At 72.9% G+C, this 19,708-nt stretch carries 11 protein-coding genes; 4 read left to right on the top strand and 7 right to left on the bottom strand.

Translation table 11 applies throughout. The features are described from left to right. Positions 1 to 13: 13 nt before the first annotated feature. From ACFY12_RS27590 to ACFY12_RS27560, 7 genes are all read right to left on the bottom strand, one after another. Positions 14 to 919 carry a DUF4231 domain-containing protein gene (locus ACFY12_RS27590; RefSeq protein WP_390718603.1) on the bottom strand — a complete coding sequence of 302 codons (906 nt, stop codon included), beginning with the start codon at positions 917 to 919 and terminating at the stop codon, positions 14 to 16. A 168-nt stretch (positions 920 to 1,087) separates the two neighbouring features. Continuing rightward, a complete protein-coding gene (locus ACFY12_RS27585) occupies positions 1,088 to 1,546 on the bottom strand; it encodes a hypothetical protein (RefSeq protein ID WP_390718602.1) in 459 nt (152 codons plus the stop codon). Positions 1,547 to 1,689: 143 nt separating this feature from the next. Further along, positions 1,690 to 1,986, bottom strand: a complete 297-nt coding sequence (locus ACFY12_RS27580) for an acyl carrier protein (RefSeq protein ID WP_390718601.1) — start codon at positions 1,984 to 1,986, stop codon at positions 1,690 to 1,692. Between the two features lie 447 nt (positions 1,987 to 2,433). Continuing rightward, a complete protein-coding gene (locus ACFY12_RS27575; protein ID WP_390718600.1) occupies positions 2,434 to 5,346 on the bottom strand; it encodes a BTAD domain-containing putative transcriptional regulator in 2,913 nt (970 codons plus the stop codon). Between the two features lie 137 nt (positions 5,347 to 5,483). Beyond that, entirely contained in the window at positions 5,484 to 7,517 is a 2,034-nt protein-coding gene (locus tag ACFY12_RS27570) for a BTAD domain-containing putative transcriptional regulator (protein WP_390718599.1), read from the bottom strand. A 151-nt stretch (positions 7,518 to 7,668) separates the two neighbouring features. Further along, a complete protein-coding gene (locus tag ACFY12_RS27565) occupies positions 7,669 to 9,576 on the bottom strand; it encodes an ABC transporter ATP-binding protein (protein ID WP_390718598.1) in 1,908 nt (635 codons plus the stop codon). Further along, positions 9,521 to 11,326: an ABC transporter ATP-binding protein gene (locus ACFY12_RS27560; RefSeq protein ID WP_390718597.1), complete on the bottom strand. Its 1,806-nt coding sequence runs from the start codon at positions 11,324 to 11,326 to the stop codon at positions 9,521 to 9,523. The genes ACFY12_RS27565 and ACFY12_RS27560 overlap by 56 nt, the downstream gene beginning before the upstream one ends. 396 nt (positions 11,327 to 11,722) lie before the next feature. On the opposite strand from ACFY12_RS27560, the gene ACFY12_RS27555 reads away from it, so the two are divergent. The 4 genes from ACFY12_RS27555 to ACFY12_RS27540 all read left to right on the top strand — a co-directional run bounded on the left by ACFY12_RS27555 (position 11,723) and on the right by ACFY12_RS27540 (position 19,707). Next, entirely contained in the window at positions 11,723 to 12,754 is a 1,032-nt protein-coding gene (locus tag ACFY12_RS27555) for a GDP-mannose 4,6-dehydratase (RefSeq protein WP_390718596.1), read from the top strand. Between the two features lie 271 nt (positions 12,755 to 13,025). Further along, complete coding sequence (locus tag ACFY12_RS27550; RefSeq protein WP_390718595.1) at positions 13,026 to 13,805, top strand: thioesterase II family protein; 780 nt, start codon at positions 13,026 to 13,028, stop codon at positions 13,803 to 13,805. Between the two features lie 137 nt (positions 13,806 to 13,942). Beyond that, the gene (locus ACFY12_RS27545; protein WP_390718594.1) at positions 13,943 to 16,891 is read left to right on the top strand and encodes an AAA family ATPase; all 2,949 of its coding nucleotides are present in this window, start codon (positions 13,943 to 13,945) and stop codon (positions 16,889 to 16,891) included. 11 nt (positions 16,892 to 16,902) lie between these two features. Then, positions 16,903 to 19,707 carry an AAA family ATPase gene (locus ACFY12_RS27540; RefSeq protein ID WP_390718593.1) on the top strand — a complete coding sequence of 935 codons (2,805 nt, stop codon included), beginning with the start codon at positions 16,903 to 16,905 and terminating at the stop codon, positions 19,705 to 19,707. Position 19,708 lies beyond the last annotated feature (1 nt).

Genomic DNA, 19,708 nt, shown 5'->3' with positions numbered 1-19,708 from the left:
CAAGGGCCGTGACTCACTGCCCTTGCCACTTCACCATCCATGCCTCGTTCTGGACCGAGATCACGTCCTCGCAGCGTTCGATGATCCGGTCCTCGTCCGCCGGCCCGGCGGGCGGCTGCCTGCGCCAGTGCCGGTACACCCGGTCCAGCTCCTCCGCCGTACGGGAGAACTCCAGCTCCTGGTAGTCGTACTTGGCCGCCGCCGCATGCGCGGTCACCGCCATGGTGACGGTGGCTGCCACCCCCAACCACACGCCGGTCGCGGCGAGTTCGAAGGCCCCGCCGGCCGCTGCCAGTACGGCGGCGGCCGCACTCAGCGTCAGTTCGGCACGTCGTACGGCGGCCAGCCGGCGGCCCATCAGTACGGCGTTCGGCCGGTAGTAGCCGGCGATCTGGCCCCTGACCCGGAGGTCCATGTAGGACGCGAGGTCGTGGACGGCCGGCAGCGGGCGGGAAACCGGCACCAGGTGTGCGCAGTGCCGCGCCAGGTCCGCGCCGTCCGCCCGGAGTCCGTCGATCCGTTCGGCGAGCAGCGCGTCCGGGTCACCGGTGCGGTACGCGCCGCCGCCCGCCAGCCGCGCGTAGAGCTGCGCCTTCATCCCCTCGGACAGGGAGCGCAGCCGGGTCCAGTCCCGGATGCGCTGCGGGGTGGCGCGCTGGGCGACCAGAGAAGCGCTCGCCGCGGCCACCGCGGCGGCGAACGCCAGGGACTTTCCCCAGACCGCACTGACCGCCATCAGCTGCGCGGAAGCCGCCCCCAGCACGGCGAAGGAGACCCCCAGAAGCAGGGCCAGCAGCCGGGCCCTGACGATCGACGCCTTCACCCGGTCCGCTGCCTGCGACCAGACGTTCTGCTGCTCCCACGCCTCCGTCAACACCCCGCGCCCCTCCGACCCGTTGACCTCCCGTGCCCCGCCCACGGCCCCGTCCATTGTGGTGGAACGGCCGGGGGGCGTCACGACCCCCGCCGGGCGGCGTCACGAAGTGCGTCCCGAAGTGCGCCAAGCCTGGGTGAATTGCTCTTGGTCTCTGAGAGGGCCGGGCCCCGGCACCGCGCGCGTGTGGCGCGGCGCCGGGGCCCATTTTCCTCAGCCGCGGAAGACGTTGTTGCACCCCGCGGTCGTGCCGACCCCGGTGGACTGCCCGTCCGGGTGGTGATGGTGGCCTTCGCCGTTGCCCGCGTTGGTCAACAGGCCGTCGAGGATACTGACGTTGCCGAGTACGTCGACGTTCGCCTCGTGCGTCCTGCACGAGGTGCTCTGGCGGATCTCGAGCCTGTGGCCGTGCGACTTGCCCTGCTGGCGGGCGCCGTTCCAGGGCTTCGGGTGAGGGGCCTTGCGGGCCGACTGCTGTTGAGGGGAATCGACGCGGTTCGACTGGGTGCGGCTGTGGTTGCCGCCGTCTCGTCCGCCACCGGCGTTGGCCGTGCCGGTGCCGAGGACGCTGATGCCGACGAGGACGGCTGCCACGGCGGCAGCTTTACGAAGCTTAGGCATGTCATCTCCGAATAGGATGAACAGATTCGATCGGTAATCGATCGATTCCATACAGTTAATGAAGGGTATTGTGAAATACCGCGCATTTGCCGGGTGACGCGCCGATTCCCGCCGGATTCCCTTTCGCGTTCACTGGATTCCCTTTAGGCGTGCGCCCACTTCGTCGATGCGGAGAGGCCATCGATGCGGAGAGGTCATCGGCCGGCCTGCTGCCGGGCCAGAAGGGCGATGGCATGGCCGACGTTGTCGGCGCGCATCAGGTCCTCGGGAGCGATCTCGACGCCGAGGGCGCGTTCGAGCTGGGCTCCGATGGCCATCAGCTCCAGGCTGTCGATGCCGTGGTCGGCTTCGAGGTCGGCGCTGTCGACGATGGCGTCGGGCGTGGTGCCCAGGACGTCCGCGATGGTCGCGCGGACGGTGTCGGCCAGTTCGTGTCCAGTGGCGGCGTCCGGGCCGGCGGCGGGGGCCTGCTGGGCTGCGGTGTTGGCCATGTGGCTCTCCTGGTGTCGGTGGGGGCAGGTGGGGGACTGCCGCCGAGCGCGGCCAGGGCGTCCTGCGTGGCGCGGGCGATCGTGCCCTTCCGATGTGACAGCGAGAAGAGCGTGGGGACGGGGTCGCGGGGCGGGCTCAATGAGCGTGGCACCGCCGGATACGCGGTCGATAAACCGCGCATCAACGGATTGTCAGCGCGTGGCGAGCTGCTCCAGCTGTCAGCGCGTGGCGAGCTGCTCCTGATACGCCGGCGCGGCTTGCGTCCGGGACACGGGATGCTCCGGGCACCCGGAGGAGGCGGGGAGAAGGAGGCCGGAAGAAGGGGGCGAGGAGAAGGGGGCGAGAGAAGGGGGTGAGGAGAAGGGGGGTGAGGAGAAGGGGCAGCAAAAACGGCGCCCGCCGAGGTTTTCGGCGGGCGCCGTGGGAACCGGAGGCCGGCTGCTGGGTCAGCTGTTCAGCCTGGCCGCGATTTCACGGGCCTCGGGCATCCCGAGCCGTTCGAAGAGGGTGTGCGCCTGCCGGTAGTGGAATGCGGCCTGGCTCGCCCGGCCGCGGGCCGCGCAGGCGTGGCCGAGCTGGGCGAGGGCCCTGCCCAGCAGATAGCCACCACCATGCCGCTCGGCGCACTCCCTGGCCTGCTCGGCACATGCCGCGGCCTCCTCGGGCCGGCCCAGGAGGTTGTGGGCCTCGGCGAGCAGGCTCAGGGCCAGGGACTCGCGGAAGCGGGAGCCGGTGGCGCGCCAGAGGTCCAGGCTGCGGGTGAGGCAGTCCAGCGCCTCGTCCGGGCTGCCGAGCCACAAGCAGATCTGGCCCAGCACGCGCAACGCCTGGGCCAGACCCTCGCGGTCGCCGGAGCTCTCGGCGACCGCGACCGCTGCCCGGCCCGATTCCATCGCGGCCTCCGGTGCCCCGTTCGCCAGTTGGGCGAGGCCCAGGAAGCCACGCACATACGCGACACAGCCGGGACTCTGTGCCGCTTCGGCCAACGGCATGGCCTCGGTGAGCTGGTCGAGCGCGGCCGGGAAGTCGTGCAGGCCCAGCGCGCAGCCCCCTTGGACGCCGAGGGTGAGGGCGAGCAGCGTCGAGTGCCCCGCACGGCGGCAGATGTCGGCCGTGACCTGGAAGTGCCGTACGGCCGTGGCGAGTTCGAAGCGCTGGGCGTGGGAGCCGCCCAGCATGTAGTGGGCGACGGCCTCGGCCCCGGGGTCGCCGGAGTCTTCGGCCGCCTCCAGGACGGCCCGGGCCGCCCGGTACAGGCCGTGCGGCTGGTTCGCGTGGCGGCCCAGCGGGTCGGCGGACAGCAGCAGCTCGGCGGCGATGGTCACCGGGAGTCGGGGGTGGCGCGCGGCCTGCTCGGTCAGCGCGAGCACTGCGGAGAGCTCGTCGAGCAGCCATGTCGTGGCACTGTCCTGCGTGGCGAAGTGGCCTCGCGCGGACGGCACCGGGATGAGCGTGACGGGGAAGGCGTCGCCTGCCGTGACGCCACGGTAGGCGTCGCGGGCCAGGGCGAGGTAGGACTCCAGGAGCCGCAGCAGCGCGTCGTCGCACTCGTCGGCGGGTATCTCTTCGGCGGCGGTCTTGCGGGCGTACAGGCGCAGCAGGTCGTGGTACCGGTAGCGGCCGGGCCCGACGGACTCCAGCAGGCTCAGGTCGACCAGAGTCTCGCACAGGTCCTCGGTCTGCCGCTCGGTGCGGTCCAGCAGGACCGCCGCTGCCGCCCGGGTCAGTTCGGGGACCTCGGGCAGGGCGAGCAGCCGGAACGCCCGGAGCTGCTCGGCGTCGAGCAGGTCGGTGCCGAGCCGGAAGGTGGTCTCGACGTCGTCGGTGTCGCCGGACAGCTCGGCCAGGCGCTGCCGCTCGTCCGCGAGTGCCCGCGCGGTCTGCGCGAGGGAGGCGGCGGGTCGGGCCGCCAGCCGGGCCGCGACGATGCGGATCGCCAGCGGCAGCCGCCCGCAGTCGTCGAGCAGCTGCCGGGCGGCCTCCTCCTCGGCCTGTACGCGTCGTTCGCCGATGAGCCGTACCAGCAGCGCCAGCGCCTCGTGCTCGGTCAGCTCCCGCAGGTCGACCAGGGTGGCGCCGGGCAGCCCCGCCAGCCGGGTGCGGCTGGTGACCAGCACGCCGCAGCCGGGTCCCCCGGGCAGCAGGTCACGGACCTGGTCGAGGTCGCGGGCGTTGTCGAGGAGCACGAAGACCCGGCGGTCAGCCATCAGGGAGCGGTAGAGGGCGGCGCGTTCGGCCGGCAGCGCGGGGATGCGGCCGGGGACGACGCCCAGGGCGCGCAGGAAGTCGCCCAGCACCTGAGCCGGGTCGGCGGGCAGCGCGTCGGTGCCCCGCAGGTCGACGAAGAGCTGCCCGTCGGGGAAGCGTGTGCTCAGGCCGTGTGCCACGTGCACGGCGAGAGCGGTCTTGCCGACACCGCCCATACCGCTCACGGCGCTGACGGCCACGACCCGGCCGTGGTCCAGCGCGGTGCGCAGGTGGTGGATGGTGTCCTCGCGCCCGGTGAAGTCGGCGGTCCCCGGCGGCACGCGGAGGGCCGTCAGGCCCCCGGCCGTCGCGGGGGCCGCGGCTCCGGTGAGGATGCGCCGGTGGATCCGCTCCAGCCTGGGGCCCGGCACCGCGCCCGCCGCACGCAGCGCGCGGCGGGCGCGGGCGTGCACCTCGAGGGCCTCGGCCTGCCGGCCCGCCTCGTACAACGCCGTCATCAGCAGTTCCTGCGTCCGCTCCCGCAGCGGATGGTCATCTGCCAGGGCTTGCAGCGGGCTGATCGCCGCGGCGTGCCCGTCCAGCTGGAGTTCCGCTTCCCAGCGCGCCTCGACGGCGGCGAGGCGCCGCTCGGTGAGCCGGGCCCGCTGGGCGGCGGCGTACGGACCGGGTACGCCCGACAGGGGCTCGCCGCGCCACAGTTGAAGTGCCGCGTCCAGCAGGGAGCGCGCTTCCTGCGGCCGGCCGGCGGAGCGCGCCCGCTCGGCCGCGTCCGTCAGCCGGTCGAACTCCGCGAGGTCGAGGGCACCCGGCTCCAGCCGCAGCGCGTACCCCTCGCCGTGGGAGACCAGGATCCGGGCCGGGGTGCGCGCGGCGCGCCCGGGCTCCAGCATCCTGCGCAGGCGGGACACGTGGGTGCGCAGTGCGCCGAGCGCGTGCGGCGGCGCGGCGTCTCCCCACACGTCCTCGATGAGCGCCGACGCGGAGCCGGGCCGTCCTTGCCGCAGCAGCAGAGCGGCCAGGACGGCAGCGCACAGTGGCGGCCGGATGTCGGTCTCGGCGCCGTCGGTGACGGTCTGTACGGGGCCCAGAACGCGGAAGGAAAGCTGGGGCCGCGGGTCATGGGCGGTGCGGGTGGGGGCGGGATGGGGCACGTCGAACTCCGGATCGCTGGGGTGGTGCGGGGACGGGAGGCCCGCCCGTGGTGTCGGCCTCCGGGCCCGCCACGTTGGGGGACCTACTGGAGGGGGCGTCTCCCAGGGCCTGCCTGATGGTCAGGGGCGGAAGGCTCCTAGGAGGCGCAGTCGGTGCACGAAGCCCACTCGGACGGTGCGGCCGGGCGCGAGGGCGTCGGGCGTGGCATCGCCTCGCACTCGGAGCGGACTCGCGCGGCGGCGCGCGCGTACCGCACCGCGTTGAGCCGGTGGCTGCGCGGGATGCGCCGGACCGGGGCGGCAGCAGGCGGCCCGGGGGCGGGATACCGCCGCCCGGGGTCGGCTGCCGCGTGCACACCGGTGTCGTCGTCGGCCCGGGTGCGGGCGAACTCGGCCAGCAGGCTGTGGAAGCGGTACCGGCCGGGCTCCGGTGACTCCAGGAGGCTGAGGTCGACCAGCGACTCGCACAGCTCTTCAGCGCCCTGCGGAGATCTGCCGAGGGAGGACGCGATGCCGGCGGCCCGGAAGGCGGCGTCCGGCTTGTCGGCCGGCGGGAGCAGCCGGAAGGCCCGCCGCAATGGCTCGGGCAGCTGTCCATACTCCCGCCGGAAGACCTCTTCCACGGCGAGGCCGCCGACCTTGAGCTCGGCCAGTCGTCCTTCCCCGTCCGCCATGCGTGCAACGAGCGAGGCGACGGTCCACGAGGGGCGGGTGGCCAGGCGAACGGCCATGATGCGCACGGCCAGCGGCAGGTGGCCACACCTCTCCACGAGCCGGGCGCACTCCTCCGGCTCGGCGGCGGCCCGCTCCGGGCCGACCACCCGCCCGAGCAGAGCCAGTGCCTCGTCGGGCGCCATGGCGTCGAGGTGTACGAAGCGGGTGCCGGGCAGCCCGGCCGGCTTGGGGCCGCTGGTGACGAGGACGGTGCTGGAGGCGGTGCCGGGGAGCAGGGGGCGGATCTGGTCGGTCCCGGCGGCGTTGTCCAGGACGACGAGCATGCGCCGGCCCGCCATCCGGGCGCGGAAGAGGGAGGTGCGCTCGGCGGTCCCGGCGGGGATGTCGGCGTCGGCGACGCCGCATGCCCGCAGGAAGGATTCGAGTGCCGTGGCCGGGGCGACGGGGTGACCGCACGGGTGCCGAAGGTCCGCGTACAGCTGCCCGTGCGGGAAGCCCGCCCGCGTCCGGTGCGCGGCGTGCAGGGCCAGCGCGCTCTTGCCGACCCCGGCCAGGCCGGACACCGCCACCACGGCGGCTCCGGTTTCCGCGGGCGCGGCGAGCAGTTCGCACACCGCGCGTACCGCACCGGCGCGACCCGTGAAGTCCGCGATATCGCCGGGGAGCTGGGCGGGGCAGGGGAGGCGGTCCGGCTCCCCGCCCTCCCGATCGGCAGGGTGCGACGACGCGAGGGTGCCGTCGGCGGCGATGTCCCGGGCGAGGGCGGCCAGCTCGTGCCCGGGGTCGAGGCCGAACTCCTCGGCCAGGGCACGGCGTATGCGCGCATAGGCGGCCTGCGCCTCGTCCGGCCGGCCGCAGAGGACCAGTGCCCGCATCAGCAGCGCGTACAGCGGCTCCCGCAGCGGGTGTTGTTCCGCGAGCGCCGCCAGCTCGCTCAGCACGGCGGTGTGCCGGCCCAGTTCGAGGTCGAGTACGAGCCGGCTCTCCAGCACCGCCAGCCTGCGGTCGGCGAGCCGGGCCCGCTGTGCCTCGATGCCGGGCCCGGCCAGCCCCTGCAAGGGCTCCTCGCCCCACAGCGCGAGGGCAGAGCCCAGCAGGTCACGGGCCCCGGCCGAGCGGCCGGCTAAGCGCTCGCGCTCGGCGGCGGCCACGAAGGACTCGAACTCCCCCAGGTCCAGGGCGTCCTGTGGTGTGCGGACCGCGTAGCCGTCGGAGACCGAGACGAGGACGCTCGGGGCCGACCCCGCATCCCGCTCGGGCTCCAGGAGCTTGCGTAACCGCGACACGTACGTGCGCAGCGTGCCCTCAGCCCGCGCCGGTGCGTCCTCCCCCCACACCTCGGCCACCAGCCCACTGATCGTCACCGGCCGGCCCTGCCGCAGCAACAGCAGCGCGAGGAGGGTCCGCTGCTGCCGTGAGCCGAGCTCCAGCTCGCTGTCGCCACGCCAGGCCCGTAGCCGACCGAGCACGGCGAAGCGCACCATGCCGACTGTCATGACTCTCGCCCCTGTCCTCCCCGTCGTGCAGCGCGGCGCGCGCTACGGCGGCCGCCCCCTCATCAGTATCATCAAACAATCCTTCTCATCGGTTTTCTTTCGGCCGTCTTCGTGGCGCGAGCGGATGGGACCGTGCTCAGGACGGGGCCGGTCAGCGAGGTGCGGCGTTCTCCAGATCGGCGCTCCCCGGCTCGGCACCTGGCCCCGGCCCGGCACCGGGTCCCAGCGCCGAGTGCAGCCGGGCGTAGGCCCCTTCGGCGGCCAGGAGCTGGTCGTGGGTGCCGCGCTCGACGATGCGGCCGCCTTCCATGACGAGGATGAGGTCCGCGTCGCGGATGGTGGAGAGCCGGTGGGCGATGACGAAGCTGGTGCGGCCCGCGCGCAGCGAGTGCATCGCGCGCTGGATGAGGGCCTCCGTGCGGGTGTCGACGGAGCTGGTCGCCTCGTCCAGGAGCAGGATCGAGGGCCGGGCCAGGAAGGCGCGGGCGATGGTGAGGAGTTGCTTCTCACCCGCGCTGACACCGGCCGACTCCTCGTCCAGGACCGTGTCGTAGCCGTCGGGCAGGGTGCGGATGAAGCGGTCGGCGCAGGTGGCGCGGGCGGCGGCCACGATGTCCTCGCGGGTGGCGTCGGGGCGCCCGTAGGCGATGTTCTCGGCGATGGTGCCGGAGAACAGCCAGGCGTCCTGGAGCACCAGGCCGATGTGGGAGCGCAGCTCTTCGCGGGCCAGGGTGGTGATATCGGTCCCGTCCAGGAGAATCTGGCCCTCGTCGGTCTCGTAGAACCGCATGAGGAGGTTGCCCAGGGTGGTCTTGCCCGCGCCGGTCGGACCGACGACCGCCACGGTCTGGCCGGGTTCGACGGTGAGGGAGAGGTCCTCGATGAGGGGGGTGTCGGGGGAGTAGCGGAAGCAGACATTCTCGAACCGGACGTGTCCGCGGGTGTTCTGGAGCCGTGCGGGGCGATCGGGGCCGGGGCGTTGTTCGTCGGCGTCCAGGAGGTCGTGGATCCGCTCCGCGGAGGCGAGGGCGGACTGCAGGCGGGCGGCGATACCGGCGACCTCGACGATCGGATGACTGAACTGCCGGGAGTAGAGGATGAACGCCTGGACGTCGCCGATGGACAGGGCGCCGGCGACCACGCGCAGCGCACCGATGACCGCCACGACGACATAGCCGAGGTGGGAGACGAACGTCATCAGGGGTTCGATGGCGCCGGAGACGAACTGGGCCCGCGCGCCGGCGCGGTACAGGGCGTGGTTGTGCTCGTCGAAGGCCCGCTCGGCCTCCTCGCGCCGTCCGAAGCCCTTGACCAGCGCGTGTCCGGTGTAGACCTCCTCGACCTGGGCGTTCAGCGCTCCGGTGGCGGACCACTGCTGCGCGAACCGCGGCTGTGCGCGCTTGCCGACCAGGGCGGCGAGCACGGCCGACACCGGAACGCAGGCCAGCATGACCAGAGCCAGCAGCGGCGAGATGACGAACATCAGCACCAGCATGGTCAGCACGGAGAACGCCGCCGTGATCAGCTGGCTGAGGGTCTGCTGGAGGGTCTGCTGGAGGTTGTCGACGTCATTGGTCACCCGGCTGAGCACCTCGCCCGCCGGGTGGCGGTCGAAGTACCGCAGCGGCAGGCGGGCGAGTTTGGCGTCCACGGACCGGCGCAGGGTGAACACCGCACGCTGGACGACGGCCGCGACCAGCCGCCCCTGGAGGAGGGTGAGGAGGGATCCGGCGCCGAAGAGCGCGAGCGCGATCAGCAGTACCCGCGCGATACCGTCGAAGTCGACTCCCCCGGATCCATGGGTGTGCCGGATACCGTCGAAGACGAGGTCCGTGGCCCTGCCCAGGAGCATCGGGCCCGACGCGTTGAGCGCGACACCGCCGATGCCGAGGACGACCGCCACGCTCACCCGGGCACGGTGCGGGCGCAGCAGTCCCAGCGTGCGGCGGATGGGGCCGGGCGGCCGCCCCCGGCTGGCGCGGACGGGACCGCGTCGCCCACGGCTAGTGTCCGCCGGGACCATGGACAACCTCCTGAAGAGTCGTGGCGGCTCCGGCATCCGGGCCGGAGCCGCGGTAGCGGCCGGTGAGCGTGGTGAGTTGGGACCGGGCGATCTCCTGGTACGTCGTACTGGTACGCAGCAGTTCCTCGTGTGTTCCGGTGGCGGCCACCCGCCCCGCGTCCAGGACCACGATGCGCTGTGCGTGCCGGACGGTGCTGACGCGCTGGGCGACGGTGAGCACCGTCGCCCGGGAGAGCTCCGGCTCCAGTGCGGCCCGCAGCGCGGCGTCCGTGACGTGGTCCAACGCGGAGAAGCAGTCGTCGAAGAGGTAGATGTCCGGCCTGCGCAGCAGGGTGCGAGCGATCGCCAGGCGCTGCCGCTGTCCGCCGGACACATTGGTGCCGCCCTGGCTGATCGGCGAATTCAGCCCCTCGGGCAGGCGCTGGACGAAATCCCGGGCCTGGGCGATCTCCAGCACGCGCCAGAGTTCGTCGTCGGTGGCGTCCGGATCGCCGAAACGCAGATTGCCGGCGACGGTGCCGGAGAAGAGGTACGGCCGCTGCGGTACGAAGCCGACGGTGCGGCGCAGGACCTCCGGTGCCAGTGCGCGGACGTCGACGCCGCCTACGCGGACGGAGCCGCCGGTGGCGTCGAAGTGCCGGAGCACCAGATTGAGCAGGGTGGTCTTGCCGCTTCCGGTGCTGCCGAGGATCGCCACCGTCTCGCCGGGACCGGCGCTCAGATCGATCCCGCTCAGCACCGGCTCCTTCGCTCCCGGATAGCGGAACTCGGCTCCCTGCAAGGACAGTTGGCCGATCGCCGGCATGGCGTGTACGGGCTCGGGCGGCGCCGACACGCTCGGCTCGGCCGCCAGCACCTGCTGGATGCGCTCGGCCGAGACCCGCGCCCGCGGCATCGCCAGACACACGAAGGTCACCATCACCACCGACATCAGGACCAGCATCAGGTAGTTGAGAAACGCGCTGAGCGCGCCGAACCGCAGCGCCCCGGCCTCGACGCGGTGGGCTCCGAACCACAGCACGGCCACCATGAAGGCGTTCAGGGCCAGCAGTACGACGGGAATGACGGTGGCCAGAAGCCGGCCGACGCGCAGTGAGATGTCGCGCAGTTCGGAATTGGCGCGGCCGAATCTCGCGCTTTCATGGGAATCGCGCACAAAGGCCCGTACGACGCGGACTCCGGTAATGCGCTCGCGCAGGAGCCCGTTGATGTGGTCCAGGTATTTCTGCATACGGGCGTAGAACGGATCGGTGCGGCCGAGAATGAGTCCGAAGGACATTCCGAGGACCACCACCAGTGCCACCAGGAGGAGAGCGAGTTCGATGTCCTGCTGGAGTGCGAGCGCGACGCTGCCCAGACACATCAGGGGTGCCGATACGGCGACGCCGAACGCGGAGAGCGCCAGCATCTGAACCTGCTGCACATCGTTGACGGTCCGCGTCATCAGCGACGGAGTGCCGAACTGCCCGACCTCGCGGGCCGAGAAGTCCAGCACCCGGCGGAAGACGGCCGAGCGCAGGTCGCGGCCCATCGCCATGGCCGTACGGGCGCCCAGCGACACCGCGCCCACAGACGCCGCGATCTGGACGAGCGCCACGGCCAGCATGGCCAGGCCGGTCCGGGTGATATAGCCGCTGTCGGCCTTGACCACGCCGTTGTCGATAACCGCGGCGCCCAGTGTCGGCAGGGCCAGCGTGGCCAGGATCTGCACCAGTTGCAGGAGTCCCAGCAGGGCGAGGGAGCGCCGGTGGGGCCGCAGGTGGATTCGCAGAAGTCTGAACAGCACCGGGCGACGCTCCAGGAGACGGGCAGGCTCGTCCGGCGGCGGGGATGAGGGCGCCGGCCGGGCCTACGGGGGCACACCCGGACAGTGCAGCGCACCGCACACCCGAAATCCCCTAGTGTCCCGTCGGCGGGGTGTCTTTTTGCCGGGCCGTACCGGGTCCGGCGGTTCGGCGTGGCCCGGCAGCGGTCTCAACAACCGGCAGTGAAACGGTGGTTGGGACTCAGGAATTCCCTAGTGTGCCCGGAATTTCTTGACATCGCGACCGGCCGCTTGGAAGCGTGCGATTACCCAGCGTCCGGACCGCGGCGTTTTCGATGCCACCCGATGCCAAGAGGCCACGTAGCCGACTCGGCTCTGCGTTTGGGCGGTCTGTTCTATGCGGAGGAGAGGAATGAGATGTCCAAGCGTGCGCTGATCACCGGCATTACCGGGCAGGACGGCTCGTATCTGGCCGAGCACCTGCTCGCGCAGGGGTACCAGGTGTGGGGCCTGATCCGAGGGCAGGCGAACCCACGGAAGTCGCGGGTCAGCCGGCTCGTCTCCGAACTGTCCTTCGTCGACGGCGACTTGATGGATCAGGCAAGCCTGGTCTCCGCCGTCGACAAGGTGCAGCCCGACGAGATCTACAATCTCGGTGCGATCTCCTTCGTACCGATGTCCTGGCAGCAGGCCGAACTCGTCACCGAGATCAACGGCATGGGTGTCCTGCGTATGCTCGAGGCGATTCGCATGGTCAGCGGCCTGAACGGCTCGCGCGGCGCCGGCAGTGGCCAGATGCGCTTCTACCAGGCCTCCTCGTCGGAGATGTTCGGCAAGGTCGCCGAGACCCCGCAGTGCGAGACCACCATCTTCCGGCCACGCAGCCCCTACGGCGTGGCGAAGACCTACGGGCACTTCATCACCCGCAACTACCGCGAGTCCTTCGGGATGTACGCGGTCTCCGGCATGCTGTTCAACCATGAATCCCCGCGCCGCGGAGCGGAGTTCGTGACCCGGAAGATCTCCCTCGCGGTGGCGCGTATCAAGCTCGGCTACCAGGACAAGCTCTCCCTGGGCAACCTCGACGCCGTACGTGACTGGGGCTTCGCCGGAGACTACGTCCGCGCCATGCACCTGATGCTCCAGCAGGACGAGCCGGGCGACTATGTGATCGGAACCGGTGAGATGCACTCGGTCCGCGACGCCGTCCGTATCGCCTTCGAGCACGTGGGCCTGAACTGGGAGGACTACGTCAGTATCGACCCCTCGCTGGTGCGCCCGGCCGAGGTGGAGATCCTGTGCGCGGACGCCGAGCGCGCCCGCAACCAGCTGGGCTGGGAGCCCAGCGTCGACTTCCCCGAACTGATGCGCATGATGGTCGACTCCGACCTGCGCCAGGCGTCCCGCGAGCGCGAGTACGGGGACCTGCTGCTGGCCGCCAGCTGGTAGCCGGGCACACGGGACACCCGGATTCCCGGGTGACGGCAGGGCCCGGCCCGGGTGTATCCCGTACGGCTCCGGCCCGGCGGGCCCGCCGTCACGCGGACCACGGACGCTACGGAGCACGGACACTGCGGACCACGGACGCTATGTACCACGGACACTAGGTGATTTCCCGCATTCCTCCTTGTGGAATGGGTGTGGACCACAGGCGCGGTGACCGGCCGCCGTATCCCGGCGGACCGGTCCGGCGCCCTCACGAGGAGGAGGAACCCGCACCATGACGACGACCACGGCGGAAGGGCTCTGGGCCCGGTGCTACCACCCCGCGCCGGACCGCCCGCGCCAGCTCGTCTGCTTTCCGCACGCGGGCGGTTCGGCCCCCTTCTTCTTCCCCGTGTCGGCAGAGCTCTCGCCCGTGGCGGAGGTGCTGTCGGTGCAGTACCCCGGCCGCCAGGACCGGCGTGCCGAGACCAGCCCCGGCGACATCGCGGCCATGGCCGATCAGGTGTACGCGGCCCTGCGGGGCCGGCTCACGTCGCGGCCGACGGCGTTCTTCGGGCACAGCATGGGCGCGATGGTCGCGTTCGAGGTGGCCCGGCGGCTGGAGGCCGACGGCGGCGAACTGACCCATCTCTTCGCCTCGGGGCGGCGTGCCCCCTCGCGCTACCGCGCGGAGAGCGTGCACCGGCGCGACGACGACGGGATCGTCGCCGAGCTGAAGCTGCTCTCCGGTACGGACGCCTCGCTGCTCGGCGACGAGGAGCTCCTGCGCATGATCCTCCCGGCGATCCGCAGCGACTACACCGCGGTGGAGACCTACCGCTGCGACCCCGGGGCGGCGATCAAGGCGCCGATCACCGCGTTGACCGGTGACAACGACCCCAGGACCACGCTGGAGGAGGCCGAGGACTGGCGCGCACACACTACGGGCGCGTTCGACCTCCGGGTCTATCCGGGCGGTCACTTCTTCCTCAGCTCCCAGGCCCCCGCCGTACTGGCGCTGCTGCGTGAACGCCTCACCGCTTCGGAGGAGTTCACCCAGGAGGGCACGCACTGACCTGCCTTCCTGGCCACCGAGTCTGTTGATCATGTACTCTGGCGCACGTCGGACATCACTCTTTAGGGTGATTTACAGCACGATGTGGTGAGCTTTCGTCGCATCCGTTGTGTCCCGAGGTGCGAGGAGCCAGCCCTATGGTGCGAGACCGGAGCGCGAATTCCTCGTTAGACAGCCCTTTGTCGGACGGAACCCGGTTGGACGGCGCCTTGGTCGGCCGGACCGACGACGTGGGGACACTCAATGAGCTTGCCCGCGCGGCACGTTGGGGAAGCGCGAACTCGGTAGTTGTGACCGGTCCGACCGGAATCGGCAAGTCTGCCCTCCTGAGTACCTTCCTGGGTGGGGACGCCTGCCGACACGCGACGGTTCTGCACGGGGTCTGCGCGGAGGGCACCTCGGATGACTCTTCGGATGACTCCTTAAGTGGCGTACGCACCCTGCTCGGCCCCGTCGCGACCGTGCGGGACGCCTCCCCCGAAGGTGCCGCCCGCGACGCCCTCCTCGCCCTCACCCCTGGCGTACTGGCCGGCGAGCCGCCGCACGCCCCCGCCGTCCAGCGCGCGTTCCACGACTTGTACCGCCTCGCGGCGGACGAGCTGAGCCGCCGCCCGCTCGTCCTGGCCCTGGACGACGTCCACCACTGCGACGAACTCTCCCTGCGCTGGCTGGACTTCCTGCTGCGCCGGGCCGACGGCCTCCCGCTGCTCGTCGTCCTCACCCAGCGGACCGAGGCCGCCGCCCTCGCGCCCGGTGCCCCGGCCCACCGCGCCCTGACAGACCTCACCGCCCACCGTCGCACCACGACGCTGCGCCTCGGGCCGCTGACCGAGACAGATGTCGCCGAGGCCGTACGGCAGTTCTTCCCGGCACCCGCCGCCCTCGCCTTCGTCACCCGCGCCCGTGCCGTGACCGGTGGCAACCCCCGCCTGCTGGGCCGCCTGCTGCGCGAACTGCGGGCCGAGGGCGCCGGTTCGGGCGTGGGCGGCGCCGACCGGATCGCCGAGACCGGCGGTCGCGTACTGGCCCACTGGGCACGTGAACTCCTGGACCGCCGGCCGCCCTGGGTCGGTGAGGTCGCGCGGGCGGTGGCGGTCCTCGGCGAGCGGGGTGCCGACCACATCGGCCCCCTGGCTGCCGTCCCCGCCGAGGTCGTCGAGGACGCCCTGACGGTGTTGCGGGAAGCCGGCCTGCTGATGCCCGGCGCCAGGCACCTGGCGGACGGCGCGGTGCGCGCCGCGGTGCTGGAACCCTTGGACACCCAGGCGCTGTCGGGCCTGCGCACGCGGGCGGCCCTGCTCCTGAGCGACGCCGGCCGGCCCGCCGAAGCGGTCGCCGAACACCTCCTGCCGCTGCCCTCCCTCTCCGCACCATGGATGCCCGGCGTCCTGCTGGAGGCCGCCGCCCGGGCCGGGGCGCGCGGCGCGCCGGAGACCGCGGCCCGTTACCTGTACCGGGTACTGGAGGTGGATCCCGACAGCGTGGAGGTGCGCGTACGGCTGGCCGGAGCGCTGGCCGAGACCGACCCGCCCGAGGCCATCGGCCTGCTCCGCGGAGCGCTGGCGCCCGGCGTCGACATCCGTACCCGGGCGCGGATCGCCGCGCAGTTCGGCACGACCTGCCTGGCCGCGCGCGAAAGCTGCACGGCCCTGGGCATGCTCGAAGACGTCCTGGCCGCTCTCGACGCCGAACTCGGCCCCGACCCCCTGCCCGCCGACCGGGAACTGTGCACGCTGCTCGAGTCGGTGCTGCTGATCGTCGGCTCACACGGCCGCAGCACGATCGCCGCGACCCGGGAGCGGGCCGCGGCGATGACCGTGCCCGAGGGCGACACCCCCGCCCAGCGCCAGAAGCTGGCCGCGATGGCCGTACTGACGGCGCTCGGCGACCAGGCCCCCGAACCGGCGGTGAAGTGGGCCCTGCGCGCGGCCTGCTCACCCCAGCTTCCCCTGAAGAGCTGGTCCCTGATCAACTCCGCCTTCGTCCTGGGCCTCGCCGACCGCACCGAGGACGCGCTGCACGTGCTGGACCGTCTCCTGCGCCATGGCCGGGAGAACTCCGCCGTATGGACCTACTCCGTGGCCCTCTCCACCCGTGCCCTGCTCCTGCACGGCCTGGGCGCGCTCCCGGACGCGCTCGCGGACGCCGGGACGGCGGTGCAGATCAGTGGCGCGGAGCGGTGGGGCGAGCGGCTGGTCCTGCCGCGGGTGGCCCTGGCGGGCGTCCTGGTGGACCGGGGCGAGGCCGCGCGTGCCGAGAAGCTGCTGACCAGCACCGGACCCGCCGGGCGTGATCAGTACGTGTGGACCTACCACCGCTACCTCATGGCCCACGGCCGTGCCCGCCATGCCTTGGGGGACGCGGAGGGCGCGCTGGCGCTGTTCCGCGAGTGCGGCAGGTCACTGGCGGAGGCCGAAGTACACCACGCGGCATACCTGCCCTGGTGGGTGGAGGCGTCCTGCGTGCTCGCGGAACTGGGCCGCACCGAGGAGGCCCGGGAACCCGCCGCGCACGGCACGCGGCTCGCACGGCGCTGGGGCACCCCCCGCGTCCTCGGCCTGGCCGCCCTGGCCCGCGGCGTGGCCGCCCCCGGCGAGGAGGGCGTCGAACTGCTGGGGGAGGCGGTGCGGGAGCTGTCCGCCTCACCGGCCCGCGTCGAACACGCCCGTGCCGAACTCGCCCTGGGGCAGGCGCTGCTGGCGGCCGACGACCGCCCCGCCGCGCGGGAGCACCTGCGCGCCGCGGCCGACCTCGCCCAGCGCTGCGGCGCCCTCGCGCTGGGCCAGAACGCCCGCGGCGCCCTGCTGGCGGCGGGCGGCCGCATGCGGAAGATGACCGCCTCGCCCCTGGACCTGCTCACCAGTATGGAACGCAAGGTCGCCGGCCTCGCCGCGGGCGGCGCCGGAAACCGTTCGATCGCCCAGTCGCTGTATGTCACCGTACGGACGGTCGAGACCCATCTGACCAACGTGTACCGCAAGCTGGACATCGCCGAGCGCGCCCAGCTCGCCGCGGTTCTGCGCTCCCCGGGCGTCCGCGGGGCGGGGGCGCCATGGCAGGCGCCGCGGCCGCGCGGACAGCGCTGAGGGGCGGCCAGGTGACATCTGCGAAGGGGCTGAAGGGTGAGCAGCTATACGCTGGGTTTATACTGGAGGGGCCTCGACGCACCGACCCGCCCCTGCTCGAACGCGAGGAGGAACAGGCCGAGTTGAGGCGCGTGGTGGTCGCGCTCGGCGAAGGCCGCCCCGCCGTGGTCTCCGTGACCGGCCGCCCCGGCTTCGGGCACAACGCCCTGCTGCGCTGGACCGCCCGCCTCGCCGAGGAGCGCTCGGTACGCGTCCTGCGCGTCACCGGCTCCCTGGTCGAACGCGACCTGCGCCACGGAGCGGTGGCCCAACTCCTCACCCCGCTGGGCGAGGTGGCCGAACGCTCCCTGCGGGTCCTGCGCGGGCCCCGCGAGCCGGACGGCCTGCCGGGCCTGCCGGAACTCCTGCACACCGCCCGCCGCACCCCCACGCTGGTGACGGTGGAGGACGCGCAGTGGCTGGACGCGGCCTCCCTGCACTGGCTCCAGGCCCTGGTACGCCGCCTGTCCACCGGCATCCCCCTCGCCCTGCTCATCGGCCGCACCGGCCTGGATCCGCACGGCCCCGACTGGCTGGCCGACGCCGCTCCCTCCGCGCGGCTGACCCGCCACCTCACCGTCCGTCCACTGAGCCCTCGCGCGGTCGCCGTCCTCGCCGAGCAGATCTGCGGCACCCCCTGCGACGAGGCGTTCGCCGCCGCGGCCAGCCAGGCGTCCGGCAGCCCCGCCGTGGTGCACGCGGCCCTGCGCTGCTTCGCCGACGCCGGCCACCGCCCGACCGCCGACCGCGTCCCGCAGCTGCGCACCCTGATCACGGCCATCATCGGCGACCGTGCGGGGCGCGCCCTGCGGGGGCTGACCGACGAGACCACCGCCGTGCTGCGCGCGCTGGCCGTCGGCGGCGACCTGCTGGACTTCTCCCTGGTCTGTGCGCTGGCCGGGCTGCGCACCGTACGCGAATCCCGGCTGCGCGCCGCGCTGGAAGCGGCCGGCTTCACCGTCCCCGACGGCTCCTACGAACGCATCCGCCTGCCCGTCGTCCGGGACCGCGTCCTGGAGGACACGCCCGCCGCCGAACGCGCCGCCCTGCACGCCGATGCCGCCCGCCTCGCCTACCGGGCCGCGGCCGACGACGAGGACATCGCCCGCCTGCTCCTCCAGGCACCGCCCATCGGCGAGCCCTGGGCGGTCCACACCCTGCGCGGCAGCTTCGGCGCGGCCCTGCGCCGCGGCGACTTCACCCGCGCCGCCAGCTACCTCCACCGCGCACTCGACGAGCCCCAGGACCCCCTGCAACGCGCACACCTCGGCCTCGACCTGGCCTGCGCCGAGGCAGCGGCCGCCCCCGAAGCCGGCGACCGCAGGCTCACCGCCCTCATCCACGCCCCGGGCGAGGGCGAACCCTGGGCCCAACTGCGCGTACGCGCCCTGGACGTGGGCCTGGCCCGCGGCGACGAGACCTGGGGGCGCCGCACCGCCGCCCAGGCCCTCGCCACCGCCCACGGCAGCGAGCGCGACGATCTGATCGCGCTCTACTGGTACGCCGCCCGGACCGAGCCCGAGGTCACCGAGGTCCCCGCCCCCGGCGTCCCCGCCCTGCCCGAACATCCCCGCGCGCCCGCCCAGGCCGGTATCCGCGCCTGGCAGCTCGCCGCCCGCGGCCGGGACCGCGCACGGTCCGCGGAGCTGGCCCGCCAGGCGCTGACGGCAGGCGGCGCCGCACCCGTGATGCCCCGCCTGGTCGCCGCCAGGGCGCTGTGGCTCACCGACGCCGCCGTCGAAGCCGAGGACCGCCTCGCCGCCCTCGTCGCCGAACTGCGCCGCCGCCACTGCCAGCCCCCTCTCGCCCGCGCCCTGGTCCTGAGCGCTGAACTGCACCTGCGCGGCGGCCGCGTGGACGCCGCCGAACGCGCGGTGGACGCCGCCGAACGGGCACTGCCCGCCGCCGCCTGGCACCCCTTGGCCGTCCCGTACCTCATGGCCGTACGCACCCTCATCGCCCTGGAGACCGGCCGCCGCGACGACGCCCGCGCCCTGGTCGGCACCCCCATGCCGCCCGGATCCGAATATGGCGCCCACTGGCCCTCCCTGCTGTATGCCCGCGCCCGTGTGGCCACCGACGAAGAACGCTGGGACCAGGCCGTCGAACTGTTCAAGGAGAGCGGACGCTGGCTGCTGCGCAAACAATGGGCCAACCCCGCCGTGCTGCCCTGGCGTTCGCTGGCCGCCCGCGCCTGTGTCGCACTCGGCGACCAGGAACAGGCCCAGCGCCTGATCCGCGAGGAACTCACCCTCGCCCGCCACTGGGGCGCCCCCAGCGCACTGGGCCTGGCGCAGCTGTGTGCCGGATTCCTCGCTCACCGGGAACCGGGCGCCGGCGTCCGCACATCCCCCCGCGTCCCCCGCGAGCTGCCCGCCCGGCTCGGCTACACCTGGGCCCTGGCCGAACTCGCCACCGAGGAGACCACCAAGGGTGACCACGCCACCGCGGCCCGCCTGCTGACCGAACTGTCCCGCCTCACCGGCACCCACACCTCCCGTCGCCTCGCCGAACGCGTACGGTGGCTGACCACCCGGCTGGAACAGCCCACCACCCCCGACGACGCCCCCCTCCCCGAGGAGTGGGCCGCCCTGTCGCCCGCCGAGCGGCGGACCGCCGAACTGGCCCGCCGCGGCCTGGGAAACCGAGAGATCGCCGAACAGCTCGCGGTGAGCCGGCGCACCGTCGAGCTCCGGCTGAGCAGTACGTACAAGAAGCTGCGCATCACCTCACGCAAGGAACTCCGCGCGCGGAGCCTGCCGACGAAAGGGATGTAAC

It is taken from the genome of Streptomyces sp. NPDC001339, from assembly GCF_042895955.1.
Taxonomy (GTDB): domain Bacteria; phylum Actinomycetota; class Actinomycetes; order Streptomycetales; family Streptomycetaceae; genus Streptomyces.
The sequence above is the reverse complement of the archived record's forward strand: the minus strand, read 5'-3'. Positions and strand labels throughout refer to the sequence as shown.

Coding starts and splice junctions, on each gene's coding strand:
- ACFY12_RS27565 (WP_390718598.1), bottom strand. CDS start 9,576: ATGCCGGAGCCGCCACGACTCTTCAGGAGGTTGTCCATGGTCCCGGCG.
- ACFY12_RS27580 (WP_390718601.1), bottom strand. CDS start 1,986: ATGGCCAACACCGCAGCCCAGCAGGCCCCCGCCGCCGGCCCGGACGCC.
- ACFY12_RS27545 (WP_390718594.1), top strand. CDS start 13,943: ATGGTGCGAGACCGGAGCGCGAATTCCTCGTTAGACAGCCCTTTGTCG.
- ACFY12_RS27555 (WP_390718596.1), top strand. CDS start 11,723: ATGTCCAAGCGTGCGCTGATCACCGGCATTACCGGGCAGGACGGCTCG.
- ACFY12_RS27585 (WP_390718602.1), bottom strand. CDS start 1,546: ATGGAATCGATCGATTACCGATCGAATCTGTTCATCCTATTCGGAGAT.
- ACFY12_RS27550 (WP_390718595.1), top strand. CDS start 13,026: ATGACGACGACCACGGCGGAAGGGCTCTGGGCCCGGTGCTACCACCCC.
- ACFY12_RS27570 (WP_390718599.1), bottom strand. CDS start 7,517: ATGACAGTCGGCATGGTGCGCTTCGCCGTGCTCGGTCGGCTACGGGCC.